A 20,953-nucleotide genomic window follows, 5' to 3' on the forward strand; every position below is an offset into this window, starting at 1 on the left:
TTCATTTTTAATTTAAATAATTTGCTATTTCTTTTTTTACTACATTAGTATTCAATTTAATATGGTTAATATGAAAGAAGTCTTCCTTCATTATCTATGGAAATTTAAGAAGTTTGACACCTTGAATTTGAAAACCTTCAATGGAGAGGAAATCGCAATTATCAATGTTGGTAAGTATTTAGAACTTGCCGGACCTGACTTTTTTAATGCCCAAATAACTATTGGTAATCAAAAATGGGCAGGAAATGTAGAAATTCATCTTAAATCTTCAGACTGGTATGTGCATCATCACGAAAGAGATGAAGCCTATAAAAACGTCATTCTTCATGTGGTGTGGGAACACGATACGGAAATTTTTAGAAAAAACAATATTGAAATTCCCGTTTTGGAATTGAAGAAATACGTTGATAAAAGTACCGTGGAGAACTACCAATCCTTAATGGCTCAAAAATCGTGGATTTTTTGTGAAAAGCAAATTCAGCAAATTGATGAATTTGTGTTTAAAAATTGGCAGGAACGTCTATTTTTTGAACGCTTAGAAAGAAAATCCAAGCTGATATTTGATTTATTGGAACAAACCAATCAAGATTGGGAAGCGTTGTTGTTTTGTCTTTTGGCCAAAAATTTCGGATTAAATACTAACGGTGAAATCTTTTTTAAAAATGCCCATACTATTCCTTTTCCTGTCATAAGAAAAGAAAGTTTTGAGGTTGAAAATTTAGAAGCTTTGATTTTTGGAACTGCTGGATTATTGGATTCTGAAAAGGAAGATAATTATTTTAAGGATTTAAAATTCAGGTATTTTTATTTGCTGCATAAATATCAATTCGATAAGCCATATGTGGAACCTGTTCAATTTTTTAAGCATCGTCCGGATAATTTCCCAACGATCAGGCTCTCGCAATTGGCTAATTTATACAATAGCCAACAGAATTTATTTTCGAGAATCAACACGTTAAATTCTTTGAAAAGCTGTTATAATTTGTTTCAGGTATCAGCTTCTGAATATTGGCTCAATCATTATCAATTTGATAAAGAAAGTCCGAAAAAAAAGAAATCGCTTTCTAAATCTTTCATCGATTTGATTGTTATAAATACCATAATTCCGCTACAATTCGCTTTTGCAAAAAGTCAGGGAAAAGAAATTTCTGATGATTTAATTCGTCTCTTAAATGAAGTTGCACCTGAAAAAAATGCTATTATTGATAAGTTTAATTCTTTCGGAATTGTTTCAAAAAGCGCTTTTGACACACAGTCATTACTACAACTCAAGAATGAATACTGCAACAAAAGTAAATGTTTAGAGTGTGGTGTTGGGGTAGAATTGTTGAAAAAACAATTAGTGGTTTAGCAAAGGCGTCAATTATATAATTTTGTAATTTTGCACATAACGAATAATTAATAAAATGTCAGCGATTATAAAACTTAAGTTTTTTTTTGAGAAACACGGTTTTCATGTTTCCTCCCGTTTAGCGGATACTTTAGGAATGCGTGCCAGTAGTGTGCGACTTTTTTTTATTTATTTATCATTTGCCACCGCTGGATTGTGGTTTGCCGTTTATTTAACGCTGGCTTTCTGGATACGATTAAAGGATTTGATTCGGGCAAAACGGACTTCGGTTTTTGATTTATAAATGCATTCAAATTAAAAAAGGGATTATAAAGTATTTCATTTACTTTATAATCCCTTTTTTACTTATGATATCAATCTACTTCTCAGGATTGTTCAACTTACTTTTTTTCTTTCCGTAAATAAAATAGATAATAACACCTAATGCCATCCATAATACTAATCGGATCCAACTTTCATAAGGAAGCGAATACATCAAGTACAGACAAACCAAAACACCGGCTACAGGTACATAAGGCACAAAAGGCGTTTTGAAAGCTCTAGGGGCATCTGGCATTTTTTTTCTCATTACCAAAATACCAATACACACTAATACAAAAGCTAATAAGGTTCCGATACTTACCATGTGTCCTAAATCACTTACGGGAACTAAACCGGCAAATAAACTGACAAAAACCATAAAGAAAAGATTTGTTTTCCATGGAGTTCTGAATTTCTTGTGAATTTCACTAAAGAAAGGGGGTAATAAACCATCATTACTCATGGTGTAAAAAACACGACTTTGTCCCATCAACATCACCAACATTACGGAAGTATATCCGGCTAAAATAGCAACAATTAGTCCAGTTTGAAGAAAATCATAACCTGTTACAGCAAAAGCAGTCGCAGCTGGTTTTGCATCGTTAGCAAATTTATAATAAGGCACAAGTCCAGTCATAACGTGAGCAAACAGCACGTACAAGATTGTACATATAACGAGTGATCCTAAGATTCCAATCGGCATTCCTTTTTGAGGATTTTTTGCTTCTTGTGCTGCTGTTGAAACAGCATCAAAACCAATAAAAGCAAAGAATACGGTTCCCGCTCCTGCTGCAATTCCAGACCATCCAAACTCCCCTTTAACTCCTGTGTTTTGCGGAATGTATGGAGCGTAATTTGCCGGGTCAATAAATTGCCATCCAACAATTATAAAAATAATAACAACTATAACTTTCAGAATTACTAAAACATTATTGATAGATGCTGATTCTTTAGTTCCTCTAATTAATAACAAGGAAAGTAGCGAAACAATTAACACTGCGGGAAGGTTAAAATACCCACCGTTAATCACTGTACCGTCACCTAATGTTAAAGTTTCCCACGGAGAACAAATAAAATTAGGATTAAGATGAACGCCATATTTGCTTAATAACTCAAGGAGGTAACGTGACCAACTAACACCCACAGTTGCTGCTCCCAAGGCATATTCTAAGACTAGATCCCAACCTATAATCCACGCCATGAATTCTCCCATAGTGGCGTAAGAGTAAGTGTATGCACTACCTGCAACAGGTATCATAGAGGCAAATTCTGCATAGCATAATCCAGCAAAGGCACACCCTATAGCAGCCAATATAAAAGATAGCGTTACCGCCGGTCCTGCATGCTCTGCCGCTGCAATTCCTGTTAACGAAAATAATCCTGCTCCAATAATTGCTCCAACTCCAAGTGCGACGAGAGAGCCTGACGATAATGTTCTTTTTAATCCTTTTTCAGATTCTGATGCTTCATTTAGCAATACCGAAAGGGGTTTAGTTTTCCAAATTGACATGGGTTATATGGTTTTGTTTGTTATTAAGCTCCAAATGTATTGTTTTTTATAAAAAATAAAAACAATAATTGAATTTTAAGTTGCAAAAAGTGATGCATTGCCTTTTTTTTTTTTGATTTCGTATATTTTTTTTTTGATTTGACTTATCTAAAGTATTTATTATCAATTGGAATCTTTTAATTTGTAGAGTGATTTATCTCAATTTTATTTATAATTTTAGGTATATTATTTTAACGATCAAATAAATCAGCAGAATATGAGTTTCAAAATGATTCAAACTTATTTTAAGTTCACAAAGGAACAGCGCACAAGTATTTTCTTGTTGTTTCTAATTATCGTCGTTTTGCAACTGATTTATTTCTTTATTGATTTTAGCACCGTGAGTAAAGAATATCCTGAAAAACAAAAATGGCTTTCACTACAAACTCAGATGGATTCCATTAAAATTGACTCTAAAAACAGCAAACCAAAATTATACCTTTTCAACCCGAATTTTATAACGGATTATAAAGGGTATAAATTAGGAATGGCAATTCAAGAGATAGATCGTTTGCTGGCTTTCAGAAAAAAAAATAAATACGTTAATTCAGCTAAAGAATTTCAAAATGTAACCAAAATTTCGGATTCATTGTTGAACCTAATAAGTCCTTATTTCAAATTTCCGGATTGGGTAAATAATAAAAAACAGAATCGTACAATTAAAGAATACGAAGCGTATCAAAATGAGGCTTTCGTTAAAAAAGAAAGAATTATCATTATTGATATCAATCAGGCGACAAAAGAAGATTTAGTCAAAATTTACGGAATTGGCGAAGCTATTTCTGTTCGTATTTTGAAACAAAAAGAAACTTTAGGAGGATTTGTTTCGATGGAACAAATGCAGGATATTTGGGGATTATCACCTGAAGTAATTGAAAATTTAATAACGCATTTTAAAGTTTTGGCAGTACCACGATTTAAAAAAATAGAGGTCAATAACGCTTCGTTGAGGGAGCTTTCACAGTTTCATTATTTTAGATACGCGTTGGCTAAGGAAATCGTAACGTACAGGAGTATGAATGGAAATATTAAGAATATTGAGGATTTAACAAAAATTAAGGGATTTCCTGTTGATAAAGCAAATATAATTGGCTTATATTTGGACTTTAATTAGAAGTATCAAATTTAAAGCTATGGAAAGTAGTATTATTTTACATTTTTAAATAGATGCATTACTTTTTTATTCACTAATTATTTTAACTGTTAAAAAAAGCAAAAACTGAAACATCACCGCATCATTATGTTTCAATTAATACTATTTGTTAAAAAAATATACAATATATGAATTCAATTTATTTCACTGAAGAACACCAAGCATTTAGAGAAAGTTTAAAAGACTTTTTGCAGAAAGAAGTTGTTCCGCATATAGAAAAATGGGAAAAAACAGGTACGATAGACCGTTTTATTTGGGAGAAATTTGGCGAGATGGGGTATTTTGGTCTTGCATATCCAGAAGCTTATGGCGGTCTGGATCTAGATTTATTTTACACTGTTATTTTTCTCGAAGAATTACAAAAAATTAAGTCGTCAGGTTTTGCTGCTGCAATGTGGGCTCATGCATATTTAGCAATGACCCATTTGAATGCAGAAGGTGACGAAAGAATAAAACAAGACTACTTAATACCAAGTATCGCGGGAAAAAAAATAGGTGCTTTATGTATTTCAGAGCCTTTTGGAGGTAGTGATGTTGCGGGGATGCGCACTAATGCCGTCAAAAAAGGAAATAAATATATTATTAATGGTTCCAAAACATTTATTACAAACGGTGTTTATGCAGACTATTATATTGTTGCTGCAAAAACTAGTCCTGAACTTGGGAATAAAGGGATCAGCATATTTTTAATGGATACCAGTTTGAAAGGTATATCGGCTGTCAAGTTAGATAAATTAGGTTGGAGAGCATCCGATACAGCTGAAATCGCATTTGATAACGTAGAGATTCCAGCAGAAAACTTAATGGGTGAAGAGGGGAAGGGATTTCCTTATATCATGCAGCATTTTGCTTTGGAGCGTTTAATTATGGCGATAAACGCGCATGCTAGAGGAGAATATGCGATAGATTATACAATAGATTACATGTCTCATAGAGAAGCTTTCGGAAAAAAAATCAGTAAGTATCAAGCATTGAGACATACGCTTGTTGAGCATGCAACGGAGGTAGAACATTGTAAGGTTTTTAACTACGCCGCAGTCGCTCGTTTAGACAAAGGAGAATACGTGGTAAAGGAGGCGACTATGGCTAAGCTAAAATCTACTAAAGTTGCAGATGAGGCTATTTATAGCTGTTTACAAATGTTAGGTGGTTATGGTTACATGGAGGAGTATCCATTAGCACGTTTGTTTAGAGACAGTCGTTTAGGACCAATAGGCGGAGGAACTTCAGAAATTCTTAAAGAGATTTTAGGAAAAATGATTATTGATAATCAGAATTACGAGCCTGCAGTAAAGTAGTTTGGCCTTAAAACAATTATATCAAAAGCGAATAAGTTTTTCGTAACATGATGCTTTAGGCTCAATAAAGTGGGTTTTAATAAAGAAAAAAAAGAGTCAATTTATTTTTTGACTCTTTTTTTGTGCCGAAAATAGTAGTGGAAATCCTTTACAGGTGCGTCGCTACGGAAAAGATTGCAGCGAATGCCTGAGAGTAAATGAAAACGTAATCGTGTTACGGAATTGATGTTTTGCAAGCACGTTCAAAATAAATTAGCAATTCATAACTAAAAATTCAAAAATTTATCTACTTTTGCATACTTAAAGAAAGGGGGTGTCTATATTATGTTAATTATACCAATTAAAGACGGAGAAAATATCGATAGAGCGTTAAAACGTTACAAAAGAAAATTTGATAAAACAGGAACTGTACGTCAATTAAGAGCACGTACTGCTTTTATTAAGCCTTCAGTTACTAATAGAATCAAAATTCAAAAAGCGGCTTATATCCAAAATATGAGAGATAACTTAGAAAGTTAGTCGATTCCATTAAATAAAAAACCGTTAGTCATCAAAATTTTATAACTTTGATGCTAACGGTTTTTTTATGTCTACAAATAAAGATGCATTTCGAGATTATCTCTGCTTAGAGAAAAAATATTCCTCACATACAATAACGGCGTATTGTAAAGATATTAATTCTTTTGAATCGTTTAATAGGCTCCATTTTGATCAGGAAAATATTGATCAGGTTCATTACGGTCAAATTAGAAATTGGATAGTTTCATTAGTTGATGATTCAGTATCCAATGTTTCGGTGAATAGAAAGATAGCTTCCTTAAAAGCGTTTTACAAGTTTCTATTAAAAACGAAACAAATACGAGTTAGTCCGCTTTTAAAACATAAAGCGCTCAAAACTCCCAAGGTTATACAGATTCCTTTTTCTGAAAAGGAAGTGCTGGCAGTTCTGGATCAAATACAAAATACAATAGGATTTGAAGAGGTCAGGAATAAGCTTATTATTGATTTATTTTACACGACAGGAATGCGAAGAGCTGAATTGATTAATCTTCAAATAGAAAATATTAATTTATCGAGTGGTACTATAAAAGTGTTGGGAAAGCGAAACAAAGAGCGCATTCTTCCTGTTTTATCAATAATTACAGATCAGTTTTCATTATACTTATATGAAAGAACTTTACTGTCGGATATTGTTGATAATAATTATTTTTTTCTTACCAAAAAAGGGTTAAAATTAAATGATTCTTTTGTGTATCGATTAATAAATTCTAACTTTAGTGTTGTTTCTGAAAAAGTAAAAAAGAGTCCTCATATACTGAGGCATACTTTTGCGACACATTTATTAAATAATGGAGCAGATTTAAATTCAGTTAAAGAATTATTAGGGCATTCCAGTCTCGCGTCTACTCAGGTTTATACTCATAGTAGTTTGTCAGAACTTAAAAATGTGCACAAAGATGCCCATCCCAGAGGACAGAAGTGATATAATGTGTAACAATTAAAAAAGGTGATTATGAAGGTAAGTGTTCATGCAGTTAACTTTACTGTTGACAAAAAGCTAGTAGATTTTGTTCAAGAAAGAATGGACAAGTTAGAAAAGTACTATGACAAAGTCGTGTCAGCGGATGTTTTTTTGAAAGTTGAAAAGACAAGTGATAAAGAGAATAAAATTGCGGAAGTGAAAATTAATGTCCCCGGAGATGATTTTTTAGTAAAAAAGCAGTGTAAAACTTTTGAAGAGGCTTTGGAACTTTCGGCAGAATCTTTAGAACGAATGTTGTTAAAAAGAAAAGAAAAGATAAGTTCTCATGTTTAATGTAAATTTTTTCAAAAAAATGTTTTGATTGAGAGATAAAATCTCTACATTTGCAGTCCGTTAGAAATAGCGGACTTTTTTTATTGATTCGCCAGCGTAGCTCAGTTGGCTAGAGCAGCTGATTTGTAATCAGCAGGTCGTGGGTTCGAGTCCCTCCGCCGGCTCAGGACTGTAAAGGTTTGATGATAGAAAAAGTAGGGGAGATACTCAAGCGGCCAACGAGGGCAGACTGTAAATCTGCTGTGTGAACTTCGCAGGTTCGAATCCTGCTCTCCCCACTAGTACTCTCTTAATTGTTGAATTATATTTTTAAATTAATTTAAAATTCAACATTTATAGTTTAAACGGAATTCTCTGCCGGTGTAGCTCAGGGGTAGAGTGCTTCCTTGGTAAGGAAGAGGTCTCGGGTTCAATTCCCGACATTGGCTCAAGTAAGTAGGAAATAGAAATTAATATATAACTAAGATTAAAAATTAAGTAAAATGGCAAAGGAAACCTTTAACCGTAACAAGCCCCACTTAAACATTGGTACAATTGGGCACGTGGATCACGGAAAAACTACATTAACAGCAGCAATCACTAAAGTATTATCTGATGCTGGTTACTGTCAAGCAAAATCATTTGATCAAATTGATAATGCACCTGAAGAAAAAGAAAGAGGTATTACAATTAACACATCTCACGTTGAGTACGAAACTGCAAACCGTCATTACGCTCACGTTGACTGTCCTGGTCACGCGGATTACGTAAAAAACATGGTTACTGGTGCTGCTCAAATGGACGGTGCTATTCTTGTTGTAGCTGCTACTGATGGGCCAATGCCACAGACACGTGAACACATTCTTTTAGGTCGCCAAGTAGGTATTCCTAGAATGGTAGTATTCATGAATAAAGTGGATATGGTTGATGACGAAGAATTATTGGAACTTGTTGAAATGGAAATTAGAGACTTATTGTCTTTCTATGAATATGATGGAGATAATTGTCCAGTTATTCAAGGGTCTGCTCTTGGAGGATTGAATAGTGATCCAACTTGGGTACCAAAAATTATTGAATTAATGGCCGCTTGTGATTCATGGATTGAAGAACCAATTCGTGATACAGCAAAACCATTTTTGATGCCGGTTGAAGATGTATTTACAATTACTGGTCGTGGAACTGTTGCTACAGGTCGTATCGAGACTGGAATTGCTAATACAGGTGATGCTGTTGAAATCATTGGTATGGGAGCTGAAAAATTGACTTCTACTATTACTGGAGTTGAGATGTTCCGTAAAATTCTTGATAGAGGTGAAGCAGGAGATAACGTAGGTTTATTGTTACGTGGTGTTGATAAAGAATCTATCAAAAGAGGAATGGTTATCATTAAGCCAGGTTCAGTTAAGCCACACGCTACTTTCAAAGCTGAGGTATATATCTTGAAAAAAGAAGAGGGTGGTCGTCATACGCCATTTCATAATAACTACCGTCCACAGTTTTACGTACGTACAACTGACGTAACAGGAGTTATTACTTTACCAGAAGGTGTAGAGATGGTAATGCCAGGAGATAACTTAACTATCAATGTTGCTTTGTTAAGCCCAATCGCAATGAGCGTTGGTTTACGTTTCGCTATCCGTGAAGGTGGTAGAACTGTAGGTGCTGGACAAGTAACTGAGATTGTAGGATAATATCTCAAAAAAAATATAAAGCCAGTTGATTTTCATAACTGAAAAATCGCTGGCTTTTAACTAACGGGCGTAGTTCAAGGGTAGAATAGCGGTCTCCAAAACCGTTGATGGGGGTTCGAATCCCTCCGCCCGTGCAAAAAAATAAATCATAATGACAAAAGTTGTTAATTACTTATCGGAAGCATTTGAGGAATTAAAGTCAAATGTAACTTGGCCTGCTTGGCCTGAGGTGCAACGTCTAACGATTGTTGTTGCTGTTTTTTCAGTATTATTCGCCTTGGCAACATGGGGTGTAGATGAAATTTTCGCAAAAGCTTTAGCTGGATTTTTTAACTGGATAAAAGCTTAATCTTTTTATTATGGCAGATAATAATGTTAAAAAGTGGTATGTCGTTAGGGCAGTAAGTGGACAAGAGAATAAAGTGAAAGCATACATCGAAACTGAAATCGCAAGATTGGGGATGGAAGATTACGTTTCGCAGGTTTTAGTTCCTACTGAAAAAGTCGTTACTGTGAAAGAAGGAAAAAAAATCGTAAAAGATAAAGTTTATTTTCCTGGTTATGTTATGATTGAAGCGAATCTTATTGGTGAAATACCGCATATTATCAAGTCTATAACAAGTGTTATTGGTTTTTTAGGTGAAATAAAAGGTGGAGAACCTGTTCCTTTGAGAATTTCTGAAGTAAACAGAATGTTAGGTAAAGTTGATGAGTTGGCTGTAAATACAGACACACGTTCAATCCCTTTCAATATCGGTGAGACGATTAAGGTTGTTGATGGGCCTTTTAATGGATTTAACGGTACTGTTGAAAAAATTAATGAAGAAAAGCGTAAGCTAGAAGTAATGGTCAAGATTTTCGGAAGAAAAACACCATTAGAGTTGAGTTTTATGCAAGTTGAAAAAGTATAATTTTTTGTTACATCTATAATATCCATTACAATCGCTTCCACTGATTGTAGTGTTAAATTTTTTAAAAAATGGCTAAAGAAATTAGTAAGGTAGTTAAACTACAAGTTAAGGGAGGTGCTGCGAATCCGTCGCCACCGGTTGGACCTGCTTTAGGAGCTGCTGGGGTAAACATCATGGAATTCTGTAAGCAATTTAATGCTAGAACTCAAGATAAACCCGGCAAAATATGCCCAGTACAAATAACTGTGTATAAAGACAAATCATTTGATTTTGTTGTAAAAACTCCTCCAGCTGCTGTCCAGTTATTGGAAGCTGCAAAGCTAAAGTCAGGATCAGGTGAACCAAATCGTAAAAAAGTAGCAAGCGTTACTTGGGACGTTATCAAAGCAATTGCTGAAGATAAAATGGTAGATTTAAATGCATTCACAATCGAATCTGCTATGAGCATGATTGCTGGAACTGCTAGGTCTATGGGTATAACTGTATCAGGAGATTCTCCTTTTTAATTAAGAGAAAGACATGGCAAAATTGACAAAAAAGCAAAAAGAGGCTGCTTCAAAAATTGAAAAGAACAAACTATATTCTCTTAAAGATGCTGCGGCATTAATAAAAGTAGTTGCTTCTGCAAAATTTGATGAGTCTGTTGATATCGCAGTACGTTTGGGTGTAGATCCAAGAAAAGCGAATCAAATGGTTAGAGGTGTGGTAACATTACCTCACGGAACTGGTAAAGACGTTAAAGTGTTAGCATTAGTTACTCCAGATAAAGAAGCGGAAGCTTTAGCAGCTGGTGCAGACTATGTAGGTCTTGACGATTATTTGCAAAAAATTAAAGACGGTTGGACAGATGTTGATGTTATCATCACTATGCCTTCTGTTATGGGTAAATTAGGTCCATTAGGTCGTATATTAGGACCTAGAGGTTTAATGCCAAACCCTAAAACAGGTACTGTAACTATGGATGTTGCAAAAGCTGTTCAAGAGGTTAAAGCTGGTAAAATTGACTTTAAAGTTGATAAAACTGGTATTGTGCATGCAGGAATTGGTAAAATTTCTTTTGGAATCGAGCAAATCGTTGACAATGCGCACGAAATTATTCAAACATTAATCAAACTTAAGCCAACTGCTGCTAAAGGAACGTACATTAAAAGTATTTACCTAACGAGCACTATGAGTCCTGCAATTGCATTGGATCCTAAAGCAGTATAATTGGTAGTTAAAAATTTTTAGTATGACTAGAGAAGAAAAATCAATCGCGATTGAAGTTTTAACTGCACAGTTAGCTGGTACAAACATTGTTTATGTATCTGATATTTCTGGAATGAATGCAGAATCAACTTCAAACTTGAGAAGAGCTTGCTTTAAAGCAGGTATAAAATTAGAAGTAGTTAAAAATACCTTGCTTGCAAAAGCTATGGAAGCTTCAGCTAATGATTATGGAGATTTACCTTCAGTTTTGACTGGTAATAGCGCTATATTCATTTCTGAGATAGCAAATGCTCCTGGTAAAATTATCAAAGATTTCAGAAAAAAATCAGCTAAACCTGTATTAAAAGGAGCTTATATTAACTCTGAAATTTATATTGGAGATGATCAATTAGATGCGTTAGCAACTATCAAGTCTAAAGAAGAGCTTATCGGCGAACTTATTGGATTATTGCAGTCACCAGCACAAAGAGTTATTTCTGCTCTTCAAAACCAATTCGCAAAAAGCGAAGAGGCCACAGAAGAAGTAGAAGCATAATAAAAATAGAGTTTTACTCTAATTTTATTTAAAAAACGCGCACAATAAATAAATTATATTTTTACAAATCATTTTAAAACGATAGAAAAAATGGCAGATTTGAAACAATTCGCAGAACAATTAGTTAACCTGACAGTAAAAGAAGTTAACGAATTAGCAACAATATTAAAAGATGAGTACGGAATCGAACCAGCTGCTGCAGCTGTAGTAGTTTCAGGTGGTGGTGAAGCTGCTGCTGAAGAAGTTCAAACAGAATTTACAGTTGTATTGAAAGAAGCTGGTTCTTCTAAATTAGCAGTTGTAAAATTAGTTAAAGAACTTACAGGTTTAGGTTTGAAAGAAGCTAAAGATGTAGTTGATAGCGCACCGAGCAATGTTAAAGAAGGTGTTTCTAAAGAAGAAGCTGAAGGGCTTAAAAAATCTTTAGAAGAAGCTGGAGCTGTTGTTGAGCTAAAATAGTTAAACTCAGTTTAAAGAATAAGGTTTAGGTCTTGGGTTTAGTCACCCAATGACCTAAACCATTTTTCGTATAACAAAAGTCTACCTTGTATATTTACATAGTGGTCTTTGAAAACAGTTTTATTTTACCCATTACGAGGAAAAAAAATTAACAGATAATAAGAAAGTAGTTATCTTAAATTGGTTTTTAAAGATGTAATGGTAGTAAAAGAAAAGTATAAATAAATCCATATTTGTACAAAAAAATTACTTTTTTAATCAAAATTTTGTCCATAGATGATAACAAATCAGACTGAAAGATTGAATTTTGCCTCAACAAAAAATATTCCTGATTATCCAGATTTTCTTGATGTTCAGGTTAAATCGTTTAAAGATTTTTTTCAATTAGAAACCAAATCTGACGAAAGAGGCGACGAAGGGCTTTACAATACCTTCATGGAAAATTTCCCAATTACCGATACAAGAAATAACTTTGTATTAGAATTCCTTGATTATTTTGTAGATCCACCACGTTATACAATTCAGGAATGTATAGAAAGAGGTTTAACATATAGTGTGCCTTTAAAAGCAAGGCTAAAATTATATTGTACGGATCCAGAACATGAGGATTTTGAAACTATTGTTCAAGATGTTTATCTTGGTACAATTCCTTATATGACACCAAGTGGTACATTTGTTATTAATGGTGCTGAGCGTGTAGTTGTTTCTCAATTACACAGATCTCCAGGTGTATTCTTTGGTCAATCATTCCATGCAAATGGTACAAAATTGTATTCTGCCAGAGTAATTCCTTTTAAAGGTTCTTGGATAGAATTTTCTACAGATATTAATAGCGTAATGTATGCTTATATCGATAGAAAGAAAAAATTACCGGTTACTACTCTTTTTAGAGCAATTGGTTTTGAAAGAGATAAAGATATTCTAGAAATTTTTGATCTTGCTGAAGAAATTAAAGTCTCTAAGACAGGTCTTAAAAAATATATCGGTAGAAAATTAGCTGCTCGTGTATTGAATACATGGCATGAAGATTTTGTGGATGAAGATACTGGTGAAGTAGTTTCTATCGAACGTAACGAAATAATCCTTGATAGAGATACTATTATCGACAAAGATAATGTGGAAGAAATCATTGATTCTAACGTTAAATCTATTTTGTTGCACAAAGAAGATGCAAATCAAGGTGATTATGCGATCATTCACAATACGCTACAAAAAGATCCAACAAACTCTGAAAAAGAGGCTGTTGAACATATCTACAGACAACTGCGTAACGCTGAACCGCCTGATGAAGAAACGGCTCGTGGGATCATTGATAAATTATTTTTCTCTGATCAACGTTACAACTTAGGTGAAGTAGGTCGTTACAGAATAAATAAAAAATTAGGGTTGGATACTCCAATGGAAAAGCAAGTCTTGACCAAAGAAGATATCATAACCATTGTGAAATATTTGATTGAATTGATCAACTCCAAAGCAGAGATTGATGATATTGATCACTTATCAAACCGTCGTGTTAGAACAGTTGGAGAACAATTGTCTCAACAATTTGGTGTTGGTTTAGCGCGTATGGCAAGAACTATTCGCGAGAGAATGAACGTTAGAGATAACGAGGTGTTTACGCCAATAGATTTGATTAATGCAAAAACATTGTCATCGGTTATCAACTCTTTCTTTGGAACAAACCAGTTGTCTCAATTTATGGATCAAACGAATCCACTTGCTGAGATTACGCACAAAAGAAGATTATCTGCACTAGGACCAGGTGGACTTTCGAGAGAAAGAGCAGGATTTGAGGTACGTGACGTTCACTATACGCATTACGGACGTTTATGTCCAATTGAAACTCCAGAGGGACCAAATATTGGTTTAATTTCATCTCTTGGTGTTTATGCTAAAGTAAACGGAATGGGTTTCATTGAAACACCGTATCGTAAAGTAACTAACGGAACTGTAGATTTAGTTTCTACTCCGGTATACTTAAGCGCAGAAGAAGAAGAGGGAATGATGATTGCTCAAGCAAACATCCAAATGGATGCTACTGGAAAAATTACTGCCGAAGACGTAATTGCGCGTCAAGAAGGTGATTTCCCGGTAATTGAACCAACACGTGTAGATTACACTGATGTTGCTCCAAATCAAATTGCTTCTATCTCGGCTTCATTGATTCCTTTCTTGGAGCATGATGATGCGAATAGAGCATTGATGGGATCTAACATGATGCGTCAGGCCGTACCATTAATTCGTCCTGAAGCTCCAATTGTTGGAACTGGTTTAGAGCGTCAAGTAGCTTCTGATTCTAGAGTATTGATTAATGCTGAAGGAGATGGAGTTATAGAGTATGTAGACGCAAATATAATCACTATCAAATACGATCGTTCTGAAGAAGAAAGAATGGTGAGTTTTGAGCCAGATGAGAAAACATATAATCTAATTAAATTTAGAAAAACCAATCAAGGTACAAGTATCAACCTTAAACCTATCGTAAGAAAAGGGGATAGAGTGGTTCCTGGACAAGTATTATCAGAAGGGTATGCGACTCAAAATGGTGAATTGGCTTTAGGTAGAAACCTAAAAGTTGCCTTTATGCCATGGAAAGGATACAACTTCGAGGATGCGATTGTAATTTCTGAAAAAGTAGTTCGTGACGATATTTTTACCTCTATTCACGTGGATGATTATTCATTAGAAGTTAGAGATACTAAGTTAGGTAACGAAGAATTAACGAACGACATACCGAACGTCTCTGAAGAAGCTACAAAAGATCTAGATGAAAATGGTATGATTAGAATTGGAGCCGAGGTTAAGCCTGGTGACATTCTTATCGGAAAAATCACTCCAAAAGGGGAATCAGATCCTACTCCGGAAGAGAAATTGCTTCGTGCAATCTTTGGGGATAAAGCAGGTGATGTAAAAGATGCTTCATTAAAAGCTTCTCCTTCTTTACATGGTGTTGTTTTAGACAAAAAATTGTTCGCAAGAGCGGTTAAAGATAAACGTAAACGTACTCAGGATAAGGATGCTTTAGGAGCACTTGAAATGGAGTTTGAAGTTAAATTTGTTGAATTAAAAGACAAATTAGTAGAGAAACTGTTCTTGATTGTAAACGGAAAAACATCTCAAGGTGTAATGAATGATTTGGGTGAGGAAGTTTTACCAAAAGGTAAAAAATACACGCAAAAAATGCTATATGCTGTTGAAGATTTCGCTCACTTAAGTAAAGGTCAATGGGTTGCGGATGATGCAGCTAATAAAATGGTTAATGATTTGATTCATAACTATAAAATTAAATTGAACGATTTACAAGGTGCGTTACGTAGAGAGAAATTCACTATTACTGTTGGAGATGAATTGCCAGCAGGAATCTTGAAATTAGCGAAAGTATATATTGCTAAAAAACGTAAACTGAAAGTTGGGGATAAAATGGCGGGACGTCACGGTAACAAAGGTATTGTTGCTCGTATCGTTCGTCATGAAGACATGCCTTTCCTTGAAGATGGAACGCCAGTTGATATTGTGTTGAATCCATTAGGAGTACCTTCACGTATGAACATTGGACAAATTTATGAAACGGTACTTGGTTGGGCTGGACAAAACTTGGGTAGAAAATTTGCTACACCAATTTTTGACGGAGCAACTTTAGATCAAATTAATGAATTGACTGATGAAGCTGGAATACCACGTTTTGGACATACATATTTATATGATGGTGGTACAGGAGAGCGTTTCCATCAAGCGGCAACAGTAGGAGTTATCTACATGTTGAAACTTGGTCACATGGTTGACGATAAAATGCACGCACGTTCTATAGGTCCATACTCATTGATTACACAACAACCACTTGGAGGTAAAGCTCAATTTGGAGGTCAGCGTTTTGGTGAGATGGAGGATTGGGCACTTGAGGCTTATGGAGCATCAAGTACGCTAAGAGAAATCTTGACTGTGAAGTCTGATGATGTTATCGGTAGAGCAAAAACTTACGAAGCAATTGTTAAGGGAGAATCCATGCCAGAACCAGGATTACCGGAATCATTCAATGTATTAATGCATGAATTGAAAGGTCTTGGACTTGACATTCGTTTAGAAGAATAAATAATAGTTGAAGCAATCAGTCCCAATTTTTATTGGGGCTGATTACTCATTTATAAAAGTTTTTAGGATTTATACCCGTAAACCGTTCCGATTTTTTACCAAGACCTAATAGGTTTTGTAAATAGCACTTCAAAATTTTTATTTGAAGTTTAGAGAAGTAATTCGAGGTCATGTTTAAGTCAAAAGGTTGAAAGTCTAAAGTCTAAAGTCATCCGTGGCTTTAAAAACTTTATGACATTTGACTTTAGGACTGAAATAAAATTAATTTTTTAATTGCAAATAAATCAATAGTAAAAGCTATGATGAATAATAGAAATAATAACAATAAAGATAAAAACCCTATAAAAAGGTTTAATAAAATCTCAATAGGACTTGCTTCTCCTGAATCGATTTTGAAAGAATCAAGAGGTGAAGTATTGAAACCTGAAACTATTAACTACAGAACGCACAAACCGGAGCGTGATGGACTTTTTTGTGAACGTATTTTCGGACCAGTAAAAGATTTTGAATGTGCTTGTGGCAAATACAAAAGAATTCGTTACAAAGGAATCATCTGTGACCGTTGTGGTGTTGAAGTTACTGAGAAAAAAGTACGTAGAGACAGAGTAGGTCACATCAATCTTGTTGTACCAATTGCTCATATTTGGTATTTCCGTTCTCTTCCTAACAAAATTGGTTATATCCTGGGTCTTCCATCTAAGAAATTAGATATGATTATTTACTACGAAAGATACGTAGTAATCCAAGCTGGTATTGCTAAAAATGCAGAAGGGGAGTCATTACAAAGATTAGACTTTTTGACAGAAGAAGAATATTTAAATATTTTAGATACGCTTCCTGCTGACAATCAGTATCTTGATGATTTTGATCCTAATAAATTTGTTGCCAAAATGGGAGCAGAGTGTATTATGGATTTATTGGCAAGAATTGATCTTGATGCATTGTCTTATCAATTGAGACACAATGCTAACAATGAAACGTCTAAACAACGTAAAACTGAAGCGCTGAAAAGATTGCAAGTTGTTGAATCTTTCCGTGAGTCTAACTTGAACCGTGAGAATCGTCCGGAATGGATGATTATGAAAGTGGTACCGGTTATTCCACCAGAATTACGTCCGCTTGTTCCACTTGATGGTGGTCGTTTTGCAACTTCAGATTTAAATGATTTATACCGTCGTGTGATCATACGTAACAACCGTTTGAAAAGATTAATGGAGATCAAAGCTCCAGAAGTTATCTTAAGAAATGAGAAACGTATGTTGCAGGAATCTGTAGATTCACTTTTCGATAATACGCGTAAAGCTTCTGCAGTAAAAACAGAATCTAACAGACCATTAAAATCATTATCTGATTCCCTCAAAGGTAAACAAGGACGTTTCCGTCAAAATTTACTTGGAAAACGTGTGGATTATTCTGCTCGTTCGGTAATTGTTGTTGGACCTGAATTGAAATTATCTGAATGTGGTATCCCAAAAGATATGGCAGCAGAATTATACAAACCTTTCGTTATCCGTAAATTGATAGAAAGAGGAATCGTAAAAACTGTAAAATCAGCTAAAAAAATAATAGATAAGAAAGAGCCTGTAGTTTGGGATATCCTTGAAAATGTAATCAAAGGTCACCCAATATTGCTGAATCGTGCTCCTACTTTGCACAGATTAGGTATTCAAGCATTCCAACCAAAATTAATTGAAGGAAAAGCAATCCAATTGCACCCTTTAGTTTGTACAGCATTTAATGCGGATTTTGATGGGGATCAGATGGCAGTTCACTTGCCTTTAGGACCAGAAGCTATTTTGGAAGCGCAACTATTAATGTTGGGTTCTCACAATATTCTGAATCCTGCAAATGGCGCTCCAATTACGGTACCTTCTCAGGATATGGTTCTAGGTCTATATTATATGACCAAAGAACGTTTGTCAACTCCTGAGCTTAAGATTTTAGGAGAAGGAATCACTTTTTATTCTGCTGAAGAAGTAAATATTGCTTTGAATGAAGGTAGATTAGAATTGAATGCTTCTGTAAAAATTAGAGCAAAACATTTTAATGAAGCTGGTGATTTAGTTTACCAGATTATTAAAACAACTGCAGGTCGTGTATTATTTAATGAAGTAGTACCGGAAGCAGCTGGATATATCAATGATGTATTGACTAAGAAAAACCTTAGAGATATTATCGGACACGTTTTAAGCGCTACCGATGTACCTACAACTGCGGCTTTCTTGGATAATATGAAAGACATGGGTTATAAATTTGCTTTCAAAGGTGGATTGTCATTCTCTCTTGGTGATATTAGAATTCCAGATCAAAAACCTAAATTAATTGCAGACGCCAGAGAACAAGTTCAAGGTATTTCTGCGAATTATAACATGGGTCTTATTACCAATAACGAACGTTACAACCAAGTTATTGATGTATGGACTTCAGCAAATGCTCAATTGACAGAGTTAGCAATGAAAAACATTAGAGAAGACCAACAAGGTTTTAACTCAGTGTATATGATGCTTGATTCTGGAGCAAGGGGTTCCAAAGAACAAATTCGTCAGTTAACCGGTATGCGTGGTTTGATGGCTAAGCCAAAAAAATCTACTGCTGGTGGTGGTGAAATTATTGAAAACCCAATTCTTTCTAACTTTAAAGAAGGTCTTTCTATCCTTGAGTACTTTATTTCTACTCACGGAGCTCGTAAAGGTCTTGCCGATACGGCTTTGAAAACGGCCGATGCAGGATATTTAACAAGAAGATTGCATGATGTATCTCAAGATGTTATCGTTAATATCGATGATTGTGGTACACTTAGAGGTGTTGAAGTATCGGCATTGAAAAAGAATGAGGAAATAGTTGAAACTTTAGGAGAAAGAATTTTAGGACGTGTAGTTCTACAAGATTTAGTTAATCCTTTGAACAGTGAAATTATAATTCGTTCCGGTGAGCAAATCACAGAAGTTATAATGAAAGCAATTGATGCTTCTCCTATCGAAAAAGTAGAAGTTCGTTCTCCGTTAACTTGTGAAGCGTTAAAAGGTATTTGTGCAAAATGTTACGGTAGAAATTTAGCTACTGGTAAAATGACACAAAGAGGTGAAGCAGTTGGTGTAATTGCAGCACAATCGATTGGAGAGCCTGGAACACAGTTGACGTTACGTACATTCCACGTTGGTGGGGTTGCGGGTGGTATTTCTGAAGAATCTAGTATTGTTACCAAATTTAATGGTAAACTGGAAATTGAAGATTTAAAAACAGTAAAAGGAGAAGATAGTGAAGGTAATGCAGTTGATATTGTAGTATCTCGTTCTACTGAGTTGAAATTAATCGATGAAAGAACAGGTATCTTATTAAGTACTAATAACATTCCTTACGGTTCTAGTATCTTTGTTAAAGACGGACAATCTGTAGTTAAAGGAGATGTGATTTGTAAATGGGATCCTTATAATGGAGTTATCGTTTCTGAATTTACCGGGAAAATTGCTTACGAAGAATTAGAGCAAGGTCAATCATTCATGGTTGAAATTGATGAGCAAACTGGTTTCCAAGAAAAAGTAATTTCTGAATCCAGAGCTAAAAAATTAATTCCGACTTTATTGGTTTACGGTAAAGACAATGAATTGATTCGTTCTTATAACTTACCAGTTGGAGCCCACTTGATGGTTGAAAACGGTGAGAAAATTAAAGCAGGTAAAGTATTGGTAAAAATTCCTCGTCGTTCTTCTAAATCAGGAGATATTACTGGAGGTTTACCTAGAATTACAGAGTTGTTAGAAGCTCGTAATCCTTCAAACCCAGCTGTAGTTTCTGAAATTGATGGTGTCGTTTCTTTTGGAAAAATCAAAAGAGGTAACCGTGAGATTGTTATCGAATCTAAATTTGGTGATGTTAGAAAATACTTGGTTAAATTATCAAGCCAAATTCTAGTTCAGGAAAATGACTTCGTAAGAGCCGGGGTGCCGTTATCTGACGGTGCAATTACTCCGGATGATATTTTAAGAATTCAAGGACCAGCAGCTGTTCAACAGTATTTGGTAAATGAAATTCAAGAAGTTTACCGTTTACAAGGGGTGAAAATCAACGACAAACACTTTGAAGTAGTAATACGTCAAATGATGCGTAAAGTAAGAGTACAAGATCCAGGCGATACTTTATTCTTAGAAGATCAATTGATTCATACTAAAGATTTTATTGTTCAAAATGATAAATTATACGGTATGAAAGTGGTTGAAGATGCTGGAGATTCTAGTGCATTAAAAGAAGGACAAATTATTACGCCTCGTGAGTTGCGTGATGAAAATTCTTTATTGAAACGTACAGATAAAAATCTTGTCGTGGCTCGTGATGTTGTTACTGCAACAGCAACACCAGTTTTACAAGGTATTACAAGAGCGTCGCTTCAAACTAAATCGTTTATTTCTGCTGCATCTTTCCAAGAAACCACTAAAGTATTGAATGAAGCTGCTGTTGCAGGTAAAATCGATTACTTAGAAGGATTGAAAGAGAATGTAATTGTAGGACATAGAATCCCTGCCGGAACGGGTATGAGAGAATATGACAATACAATTGTAGGTTCGAAAGAAGATTACAATGACATGATGGCTAACAAAGAAGAATATATTTATTAA

At 34.8% G+C, this 20,953-nt stretch carries 17 protein-coding genes and 4 tRNA genes; 20 read left to right on the forward strand and 1 reads right to left on the reverse strand.

Annotated features, from left to right (window positions below; translation table 11 throughout):
- The first annotated feature begins 70 nt into the window (after positions 1–70).
- The gene (locus ACP7AV_RS05525) at positions 71–1,351 is read left to right on the forward strand and encodes a DUF2851 family protein (protein ID WP_426091089.1); all 1,281 of its coding nucleotides are present in this window, start codon (positions 71–73) and stop codon (positions 1,349–1,351) included.
- A gap of 55 nt (positions 1,352–1,406) precedes the next feature.
- A complete protein-coding gene (locus ACP7AV_RS05530) occupies positions 1,407–1,634 on the forward strand; it encodes a PspC family transcriptional regulator (protein ID WP_091202338.1) in 228 nt (75 codons plus the stop codon).
- A 75-nt stretch (positions 1,635–1,709) separates the two neighbouring features.
- Here ACP7AV_RS05530 and ACP7AV_RS05535 read toward each other — a convergent pair whose 3' ends face one another.
- Positions 1,710–3,161 (reverse strand): amino acid permease, encoded by a 1,452-nt coding sequence (locus tag ACP7AV_RS05535; protein WP_426064051.1) that lies wholly within the window; start codon positions 3,159–3,161, stop codon positions 1,710–1,712.
- Between the two features lie 256 nt (positions 3,162–3,417).
- On the opposite strand from ACP7AV_RS05535, the gene ACP7AV_RS05540 reads away from it, so the two are divergent.
- From ACP7AV_RS05540 to rpoC, 18 genes are all read left to right on the forward strand, one after another.
- Positions 3,418–4,314, forward strand: a complete 897-nt coding sequence (locus tag ACP7AV_RS05540; protein WP_426091090.1) for a ComEA family DNA-binding protein — start codon at positions 3,418–3,420, stop codon at positions 4,312–4,314.
- A 167-nt stretch (positions 4,315–4,481) separates the two neighbouring features.
- On the forward strand, positions 4,482–5,651 hold the full coding sequence (locus ACP7AV_RS05545; RefSeq protein ID WP_426064049.1) for an acyl-CoA dehydrogenase family protein: 1,170 nt from the start codon (positions 4,482–4,484) through the stop codon (positions 5,649–5,651).
- Positions 5,652–5,975: 324 nt separating this feature from the next.
- Positions 5,976–6,170 carry a 30S ribosomal protein S21 gene (gene rpsU, locus ACP7AV_RS05550; RefSeq protein ID WP_035670421.1) on the forward strand — a complete coding sequence of 65 codons (195 nt, stop codon included), beginning with the start codon at positions 5,976–5,978 and terminating at the stop codon, positions 6,168–6,170.
- Positions 6,171–6,237: 67 nt separating this feature from the next.
- Positions 6,238–7,134 (forward strand): tyrosine-type recombinase/integrase, encoded by an 897-nt coding sequence (locus ACP7AV_RS05555; protein ID WP_426091091.1) that lies wholly within the window; start codon positions 6,238–6,240, stop codon positions 7,132–7,134.
- A 30-nt stretch (positions 7,135–7,164) separates the two neighbouring features.
- Positions 7,165–7,467: a ribosome hibernation-promoting factor, HPF/YfiA family gene (gene hpf, locus ACP7AV_RS05560; protein WP_426064047.1), complete on the forward strand. Its 303-nt coding sequence runs from the start codon at positions 7,165–7,167 to the stop codon at positions 7,465–7,467.
- A 90-nt stretch (positions 7,468–7,557) separates the two neighbouring features.
- Positions 7,558–7,631: transfer RNA gene (locus ACP7AV_RS05565), tRNA-Thr, on the forward strand.
- Between the two features lie 33 nt (positions 7,632–7,664).
- Positions 7,665–7,745, forward strand: a tRNA-Tyr gene (locus tag ACP7AV_RS05570).
- Between the two features lie 78 nt (positions 7,746–7,823).
- Positions 7,824–7,895 (forward strand) — tRNA-Thr (locus ACP7AV_RS05575).
- A gap of 54 nt (positions 7,896–7,949) precedes the next feature.
- Entirely contained in the window at positions 7,950–9,137 is a 1,188-nt protein-coding gene (gene tuf, locus ACP7AV_RS05580) for an elongation factor Tu (protein ID WP_091202331.1), read from the forward strand.
- Positions 9,138–9,200: 63 nt separating this feature from the next.
- Positions 9,201–9,271 (forward strand) — tRNA-Trp (locus tag ACP7AV_RS05585).
- A gap of 17 nt (positions 9,272–9,288) precedes the next feature.
- On the forward strand, positions 9,289–9,486 hold the full coding sequence (gene secE / locus ACP7AV_RS05590) for a preprotein translocase subunit SecE (protein WP_091202330.1): 198 nt from the start codon (positions 9,289–9,291) through the stop codon (positions 9,484–9,486).
- A gap of 10 nt (positions 9,487–9,496) precedes the next feature.
- Positions 9,497–10,048, forward strand: a complete 552-nt coding sequence (gene nusG / locus ACP7AV_RS05595) for a transcription termination/antitermination protein NusG (protein ID WP_426064046.1) — start codon at positions 9,497–9,499, stop codon at positions 10,046–10,048.
- A 68-nt stretch (positions 10,049–10,116) separates the two neighbouring features.
- On the forward strand, positions 10,117–10,554 hold the full coding sequence (gene rplK / locus ACP7AV_RS05600) for a 50S ribosomal protein L11 (RefSeq protein WP_035639405.1): 438 nt from the start codon (positions 10,117–10,119) through the stop codon (positions 10,552–10,554).
- A gap of 13 nt (positions 10,555–10,567) precedes the next feature.
- The gene (rplA, locus tag ACP7AV_RS05605; protein ID WP_091202328.1) at positions 10,568–11,257 is read left to right on the forward strand and encodes a 50S ribosomal protein L1; all 690 of its coding nucleotides are present in this window, start codon (positions 10,568–10,570) and stop codon (positions 11,255–11,257) included.
- 22 nt (positions 11,258–11,279) lie between these two features.
- A complete protein-coding gene (gene rplJ / locus ACP7AV_RS05610; RefSeq protein ID WP_091202327.1) occupies positions 11,280–11,792 on the forward strand; it encodes a 50S ribosomal protein L10 in 513 nt (170 codons plus the stop codon).
- Between the two features lie 90 nt (positions 11,793–11,882).
- Positions 11,883–12,251 (forward strand): 50S ribosomal protein L7/L12, encoded by a 369-nt coding sequence (gene rplL / locus ACP7AV_RS05615; RefSeq protein ID WP_091202326.1) that lies wholly within the window; start codon positions 11,883–11,885, stop codon positions 12,249–12,251.
- Between the two features lie 276 nt (positions 12,252–12,527).
- Positions 12,528–16,340, forward strand: coding sequence for a DNA-directed RNA polymerase subunit beta (rpoB, locus tag ACP7AV_RS05620; protein WP_426091092.1), 3,813 nt, complete (start codon positions 12,528–12,530; stop codon positions 16,338–16,340).
- A 299-nt stretch (positions 16,341–16,639) separates the two neighbouring features.
- Positions 16,640–20,953 (forward strand): DNA-directed RNA polymerase subunit beta', encoded by a 4,314-nt coding sequence (gene rpoC / locus ACP7AV_RS05625; RefSeq protein ID WP_426064044.1) that lies wholly within the window; start codon positions 16,640–16,642, stop codon positions 20,951–20,953.

This window comes from Flavobacterium sp. DSR3-2 (assembly GCF_049896525.1).
Taxonomy (GTDB): domain Bacteria; phylum Bacteroidota; class Bacteroidia; order Flavobacteriales; family Flavobacteriaceae; genus Flavobacterium.